The following is a 7,083-nucleotide window of genomic DNA, read 5'->3' as shown; positions in this document are numbered from 1 at the left end:
GGTGCTCTCGACCGAGCAGCGGATGCCGTGCTTGGCGCGGTCCTTGTTCATCAGGCGGCAGATGGCGCCGCCGGCGGCGTAATACACGCCCGTGACACCGCCAGTGCCGATGGTGACGAACTTGGTTTCGGCCTGGGCCGGGGTGCCAAAGCCGGCGCCGAGGGCGAGGGCGGCGGCGAGAACGGTAAGCTTCTTCATCTGATGGACTCCTTGTGGGTCGTGTTCTGACTGCGAAGAATGAGGTCGGGTTCCGGGTAGGCGGCCGACGGTGTGCGGCGCCGGTTGGATGGCGCCGCCAAACAGGGCAACTCTACACAATGGTCGGGCGAATGCCAAACCGTGAAGAACCTTTGCCAGTGCGGCTCGGCGACGAATAGCCGAGGTTTTGCGGGCTCAGGCGGTTGGGGCGCGGGATGTTTTTCGCCAGCCGGATGGCCGGCTCCGGGCGAGGGTGAATTCCTCATCCGGAATGGGGCGTTGGCGGTCGCTGATGCGGTCGGCAATCAGCTGCGCGCAACCGGCTGCGAGCGTGAAGCCGAGTGCGCCGTGGCCCAGATTGAGCCACAGATTGGGCAGGGCGGTGGTGTCGACAATGGGGCGGCCGGTGGGCGTGGCCGGGCGCAGACCGGCCCAGGGCGCGACGCTGTCGAGCCGGAGGCCGGCGCCGAAGTTGTCGCGGGTTTCGCGGGTGAGTGTGGCCAGGCGATCGGCTTGCAGGCTCTCGTCATGGCCGACGATGTCGGCCATGCCCGCCACCCGCAGGTGATTGGCCAGGCGGGCATAGACAATCTTGCGCTGGAAGTCGGTCACGCTGATCTCGGGCACTTTGGCGGCATCGGTGATCGGCGCGCTGATGCTGTAGCCCTTGAGCGGATAGACCGGCACGTCGATGCCCAGCGGCTGTAACAGGGCCACGGCCTCGACGCCGCCTGCCACCACGCAGGCCTCGGTGGCGATGTCGCCGTCGGCGGTGCGCAGGGCGGCGATGCGGCCGTCGCTGACGATCAGTGCCTCGACGGTTTTGCCCAGCAGAAATTCGACCGGGTTGTCGCCCTCGCGCATGCGCGCCGCCAGCGCCTGGCAGAGCTTCAGGCAATCGCCGGCGTCTTCCGACGGGGTGTGAATGCCGCCCACCACGTCGGCGCCCATGCCGGCAATGGCCGGTTCAAGCGCCAGGCAGGCGGCGCGGTCGAGGGCGTGTTGCTGGCTGGCCAGCTCGGGGCGGGACTCGATCAGCGTCCGCGCGGTGCGAAAGCCGGCGGCGTCGCGATAGACCACCAGTTTGCCGTTGCGCCGGAAGTCGAAGTCCATGCCCTCGCCTTCGACCCAGTCATGCACCAGCCGCTGGCTGAGCAGCGACAGCGGCAGCAAGGCGGCCACGGTACGTTGCTTGTCGTTGGCGTTGCAGGCTTTCATGAAGGCGGCAATCCAGCGCCACTGGGCGCCGTCAAATTGCGGCTGGAAGCGGATCGGAGAATCGGCCTGCAGCATCCAGCCCGGCACCTTGGGCAGCACGTCGGGGTCGGCCAGCGGGGCGATGTAGCGATAGCTCAGCTGCCCGCCATTGGCCTGGCTGGTGCCTTGACCGACCGACTGGCGGCGATCGATCACGGTGACGGAGTGTCCGTCCTTGCGCAGAAACCAGGCGGTGGCCAGGCCGACGATGCCGGCGCCGATAACGGTGATGTGCATGGGTCGCTCCAGACTTTGATTCGCGCAGTCTGCCGCGATCAATGCTTGGTGAGCATGCTAATCTTGGTGTTGACTATGTTGTCAGCACATGGAGCGTCGATGCGGCTTCGACAGATCGAGGTGTTTCGCGCGGTCATGATGACCGGCTCGGCCAGTGCCGCAGCGCGTTGGCTGAATGTCTCCCAGCCGGTGGTGTCGCGGGTGATTCAGCACACCGAGGCGCAACTTGGCTTTGCCTTGTTCGAGCGCATTGGCGGCCGGCTGTCGCCCACGCCGGAGGCCTGCGCGCTGTTTGCGCAGGTCAAGCGCGCCTACGGCGAAATTGAGCGGGTGGATGCGCTGGCGGCCAACCTGCGCCGTGGCGCGTCGGGCCTGCTTCGGGTGGCGGCCACGCCCTCGCTGGCGACGCACTTGTTGCCCGGCGCCTTGCAGCGGCTGCGGGCAATTCACCCCGAGGTGGTGTACGACGTGTGGGCGGTGCATACCCGTCAGATCGAGGACGGCCTGATGGCCTTCGAGATTGACGCGGGTCTGGCGATCGACCCGGTGGCGCAGGTGACCACCCAGCTGTCGCCGATTGCTGGCGGTGAGATCGTGTTGGTGGCGCCGCGTGCGTGGACCAGCGGCGTGCTGCGGCTGGCCGAGCGCGACTGGCTGGACGGGCGGCCCTATATTGCGTTGGCTGAAGAAACCCCGCTGGGTCAGCGTCTGGCGCAAGCCATGAGTGCTGCGAGCTGGGAGCCAGCAGCAGCGATGCGGGTGCAAACCTACGCGCTGGCGGCCACCCTGGTCACCCAGGGGCTGGGCTTTGCGTTTGTCGATAGCTTTACCGCGGCGGGCCTCGACCCCGCCCACGTGCTGCGCCTGCCGATTGCGCCGAGCATTGCCTGTGAGCTGAAGCTGATGCGCGCGGCGGGCACGACATCGTCCGTGCTCGTCACTCAGTTGGTCGAGAGCCTGCGTCTGGCCATCGCGGCGCAGGGCGATGCGCTGGCCGGGGCGACGCGGCTGGTGCTGGGCTAGCGGCGCGGCCGGTCGTGATCGTGATTTGTCTTGCAATCGCCGCCCCTGTAGGGCGGGTTTCAACCCGCCTTGGTCGGCTGAAGCCGACCCTGCGCGGTATGGAGACTTCGCAAGCACAACATTAGAATGCAGGGATGACTTTCTCTGGAATACCCGCTGTCGACGCCTTCGGCCAGCACCACGCCGCCCTGGGCCGCGACGCCCGTATCGTCTCGCTGGTGCCGTCGATCACTGAACTGCTGTGCGATCTGGGGCTGGCCGATCAGCTGGTCGGTCGCACCGGCTTTTGCATTCATCCGCGCGAGGCGCTGCGCCGCGTTCCGAAAGTGGGTGGCACCAAGGATGTGAAGCTCGATCGGATCCGCGACCTCGCGCCCACCCATGTGATCGTGAATGTGGATGAGAACCCGCGCCCGGTGGCCGAGGCTTTGGCGGCGTTCGTGCCCAATGTGGTGGTGACGCATCCGGGGGCGCCGGAAGACAATCGTGGCTTGTATGCCTTGATGGGGCATCTGTTTGATTGCCGGCCGGCGGCCGAGGCGCTGACCGCCGCGCTGGATGCGGCCTTGGTCGAGGCCCGTGCAGTGGGCGCGAGCCTGCCGGCCGAGTCGGTGCTCTACCTGATCTGGCGTGAGCCCTGGATGACCGTGTCGCGCGAGACCTACATTGCCGCCACGCTGGCGACGGTCGGTTGGCACACCGTGCCGGCGGATGCGGCCGAACGCTACCCGAGCTTTGACTGGCATGCGCCGTGGCTGGCGGGGGTGGATCGGGTGTTGTTGTCGACCGAGCCCTACCGCTTTCAGGACAAGCACCTGGCCGAAGTGGCGGCCTCGAGCGCGCGCCCGGCGCAGCTGATCGACGGGGAATGGACCTCGTGGTACGGCAGCCGGGCGGTGGCCGGGCTGCGTGCCCTGGCGAGGCTGCGCCGTGCCTTGGCGGACGCGCGCGCTTAGACGCTTTCGGCGAAGGCCTTTTGCCAGGCCTCGGGGGTGATCACGCTGCAGCGCTCGCGCATCAGGCGGTGGCGGCCAGAGCGGAGCAGCGCCTTGTCGCGGGTGAGCAGCCAGCGGGCCGCGCCGTCATGGGCAATTTCGAGAAACTTCTGGTCGTCGGTGTCGCGGCAGCGGGGCAGTTCGGCGGGTGGCTCGGCGGCCGGCACGCAGGCGGCTTGCGCGCGGTAACGCTCAAGGATCTCGGCCTGATGCTCGGGCGGGCAGGCGAACTGACGGTAGGCGAGCACACGGCGCAGCTCTTCGAGCGCGTCGTCGCGGGTCAGCAGGCGCGTGTGGCCGGCGGCGATCCAGTCGCGCAGGGTAGTCAGGGCCGGGTCATTGAAGAACCACAGCGCCATGATGGTGTTGGTGTCGAGAACGGTGGCGGTCATGGGCGGGGCGTGAAAAAGGGGCCACTGGCCCCTTTTTCATCACTCAGGCACGGCAAAGATCAGGCGGCCTTCTGGGCGTTGTCGATACGCGCCTTGACGTAGCTGCCCGGCGCTTCTTCGAGTACCGCCAGCTTGCCCTTGGCGGGGTCACGCGCCTCGACCTGCACCTTGTTGTGACCGGTCACCCAGGCCTGCCAGTCGGTCCACCACGAGCCTTCGTGTTGCACCGATTCATCGAACCACTCCTGCGAGGACTCGGGCAGGGCCGCGTCTTCACAGACGAAGTAGCCATACTTGTTGGCGACGGGCGGGTTGACGATGCCGGCGATGTGGCCCGAGCCGCCCAGCACGAAGCGCACCGGTGCGCCGAAGTTGCGCGCGCCCATATAGGTGCTCTTCCACGGGGCAATGTGGTCTTCGATGGTGGAGATGAAGTAGCACGGCACCTTGATTTTGCCCAGATCGATCGGTGTGCCGTCGATCTCGACGCCACCGGGCTGCACCAGGCGGTTTTCCATGTACAGATTGCGCAGGTAGAAGCTGTGCATCTTGGCCGGCATGCGGGTGGAGTCGGAGTTCCAGTACAGCAGATCGAAGGGGAACGGATCCTTGCCCATCAGGTAGTTGTTCACCACGAAGGACCAGATCAGGTCGTTGGCGCGCAGCATGTTGAAGGTGCCGGCCATTTCCGAACCTTCGAGGAAGCCGCGCTCGGCCATTTTCTTTTCGAGGCTGGAGACCTGGACTTCGTCGATGAAGACGCCCAGTTCGCCCGGCTCGGAGAAGTCGGTCATGGTGGTGAAGAAGGTTGCGCTGGCGATGCGCTTGCGACGCTTGGCGGCCAGGTAGGCCAGCGTGGTGGCCAGCAGCGTGCCGCCCAGGCAGTAGCCGGCAGCGTTAACTTCTTTTTCGCCGGTTTGTTCTTCGATGGCGTCGAGCGCGGCCAGGATGCCGTCGGTTACGTAGGCATCAAAGCTGCGGTCAGACAGGCTCTCGTCCGGGTTCACCCACGAAATCACGAACACCGTATGGCCCTGATCGACGGCCCACTTGATGTAGGAGTTCTTTTCGCGCAGGTCGAGAATGTAGAACTTGTTGATCCAGGGCGGTACGATCAGCAGCGGGCGCTTGAGCACCTTGTCGGTCGAAGGCGTGTACTGGATGAGCTGCATCATCTCGGTTTCGAACACAACCTTGCCCGGCGTGGTGGCAACGTTCTTGCCCAGCTCGAAAGCGGTGGTGTCGGTCATCTTGACGCGCAGGTTGCCGCCGCCGTCTTCGATGTCGCGCAGCAGGTTGTTCAGGCCCTTGACCAGGTTCTGGCCGTGGTTCTTGACCGTCTCGCGGAAGACTTCCGGGTTGGTCAGGGCGAAGTTCGACGGGCTGAGTGCGTCCACATACTGACGGGTGTAGAAGTTGACCTTTTTCTGGGTCTGCTCTTCCAGGCCCTCGACACCACAGACGGTGTCATGGATGTGGCGGGCGGTGATCAGGTAGGACTGCTTGATGAAGTCGAACATGAAGTGCTCTTGCCACTGTTCGTCCTTGAAGCGCTTGTCGTCCTTGGCCGGTGTGACCACGGGGGGCGCCTGCATGCCGGAGAAGCGCAGCATGGAGTGCTGCCACAGCGAGAAGTAATCCCACACCAGGTTCATCTGGGTCTGGGCGAGTTTGTACGGGTTGGACAGCAGCTTGGCCATCATGTCCATGAACGCCTGGGCAATCCCCAGTTCGTCGGCCGGGGCCGCCACGCCCTTTTTGAGCTGGCGTTGAACGTGCTCGCTGATCAGGTGCGAGGCGCGCTGGGCGACTTCGGAATACGTCTGGGCCAGCTCACTCGGGTCGGGCAGTTCTACAGTCCTGTCTTCTACTTTTGGAGGTGCCATGCGTTCAATCCTCAATGCTTGGGTAGAGCGGTTGATATAAAGCGGACCACGTCGTCTCCGTCATCGACTTCGCGCAGGTCCCTCCCCTGCGCGAGGTAGTTCAGGTGGGCGATCGCTTCCCCCATTGCGAACATCACCTGGTGTGTGTCCAGCTCACGGGGAAACAAGGTTTCGAGCAGTTGTGCTGCAGTGCGAGGCTCCTGGCAGGCGGCCAGCAACTCATCACAGCGCTCGGCGTGGTGGGTTACCAACTGACTGACTCTCGCGCGAATCCCTTGAAACGGCCTGCCATGTGATGGTAGCACGAGCGTACGCTCCGGCAAGTCATTGAAGTGATGGATTGATTCCAGAAACCGACGTAAGGGGTCGTCATGGGGCGTTGCAGCAAACACGCTGACGTTGGTGGAGATGCGCGGCAGCAGCATGTCGCCGGATATGAGTAGATCGCGTGTCGGGCACCACAGGGCGGCGTGCTCCGGGGCGTGGCCGTAGCCGACGATGACCTGCCAGTCGTGTCCGCCGATGGCGATGCGGTCGCCATGGATTAGGCGGTTGTAGCGATCGGGCAGGCTGGGCACGCCGCTTCGGTAGCGATTGCCGCGCTTCTCAAGCGCGCCGAGGCGCGTCGCGTCGAGGCCGTGGCGACGAAATTGCGCGAGCATGTCCTCGGTGCTGAAGCCAGGCAGTTGGTGCCACAGCGCGTGGCCCATCAGGAACTCGCCCTGCGTCATTGAGATCGGCGCACCGGTGCGCTGTGACAGCCACTCGGCCAGACCGAGGTGATCCGGGTGATAGTGGGTGACGATGATGCGGCCCACCGGTTTGTCGAGGCGGTCGAGCGCCGCCGCCCAGAGCGCCTGAATGTCGGGCAGGCCAAAGCCGGTGTCGACCAGCGTGACCGAGTCGCCATCGTCGAGGATCCACAGATTGATGTGATCCAGGGCGAAGGGCAGGGGCATGCGCAGCCATTGGACGCCCGGCGCCACCGTCAGCCATTGACCGGCCTCGGGTATCTCGTCGATGGGGAAGTGCAGCGTCGAAGAGGTGTTCATGACAGATTCTCCTTGCCGGGGTGATTGCTTCGATGTTTGAATT

7 protein-coding genes are annotated in these 7,083 nt (G+C 65.1%); 2 read left to right on the top strand and 5 right to left on the bottom strand.

Features of this window, described 5'->3' with window-relative positions; all coding sequences use genetic code 11:
• A partial coding sequence (locus FHP89_RS07230; RefSeq protein ID WP_313792167.1) for a TAXI family TRAP transporter solute-binding subunit occupies nt 1-198 on the bottom strand: 198 nt, incomplete at its 3' end.
• Between the two features lie 195 nt (nt 199-393).
• Nucleotides 394-1,692 carry a D-amino acid dehydrogenase gene (locus tag FHP89_RS07225; protein WP_144174780.1) on the bottom strand — a complete coding sequence of 433 codons (1,299 nt, stop codon included), beginning with the start codon at nt 1,690-1,692 and terminating at the stop codon, nt 394-396.
• A 99-nt stretch (nt 1,693-1,791) separates the two neighbouring features.
• On the opposite strand from FHP89_RS07225, the gene FHP89_RS07220 reads away from it, so the two are divergent.
• Together FHP89_RS07220 and FHP89_RS07215 are read left to right on the top strand one after the other, a co-directional pair.
• Nucleotides 1,792-2,715: a LysR substrate-binding domain-containing protein gene (locus FHP89_RS07220; RefSeq protein WP_186300217.1), complete on the top strand. Its 924-nt coding sequence runs from the start codon at nt 1,792-1,794 to the stop codon at nt 2,713-2,715.
• A gap of 134 nt (nt 2,716-2,849) precedes the next feature.
• Complete coding sequence (locus tag FHP89_RS07215; protein WP_144174784.1) at nt 2,850-3,671, top strand: helical backbone metal receptor; 822 nt, start codon at nt 2,850-2,852, stop codon at nt 3,669-3,671.
• On the opposite strand, the gene FHP89_RS07210 is transcribed toward FHP89_RS07215, so the two are convergent.
• From FHP89_RS07210 to FHP89_RS07200, 3 genes are read right to left on the bottom strand one after another with little or no spacing between them, the layout of a single operon-like run.
• Complete coding sequence (locus tag FHP89_RS07210) at nt 3,668-4,102, bottom strand: putative toxin-antitoxin system toxin component, PIN family (RefSeq protein ID WP_144174786.1); 435 nt, start codon at nt 4,100-4,102, stop codon at nt 3,668-3,670. The two genes, FHP89_RS07215 and FHP89_RS07210, sit on opposite strands and share 4 nt — an antisense overlap.
• 59 nt (nt 4,103-4,161) lie before the next feature.
• Nucleotides 4,162-5,988 carry a PHA/PHB synthase family protein gene (locus tag FHP89_RS07205; RefSeq protein ID WP_144174789.1) on the bottom strand — a complete coding sequence of 609 codons (1,827 nt, stop codon included), beginning with the start codon at nt 5,986-5,988 and terminating at the stop codon, nt 4,162-4,164.
• Between the two features lie 11 nt (nt 5,989-5,999).
• Nucleotides 6,000-7,040, bottom strand: a complete 1,041-nt coding sequence (locus FHP89_RS07200) for an MBL fold metallo-hydrolase (RefSeq protein WP_144174797.1) — start codon at nt 7,038-7,040, stop codon at nt 6,000-6,002.
• Nucleotides 7,041-7,083 lie beyond the last annotated feature (43 nt).

Origin of the sequence: Denitromonas ohlonensis, from assembly GCF_007625205.1 — a bacterium.
Taxonomy (GTDB): domain Bacteria; phylum Pseudomonadota; class Gammaproteobacteria; order Burkholderiales; family Rhodocyclaceae; genus Nitrogeniibacter; species Nitrogeniibacter ohlonensis.
This window is presented reverse-complemented; position numbering and strand designations above follow the sequence as displayed.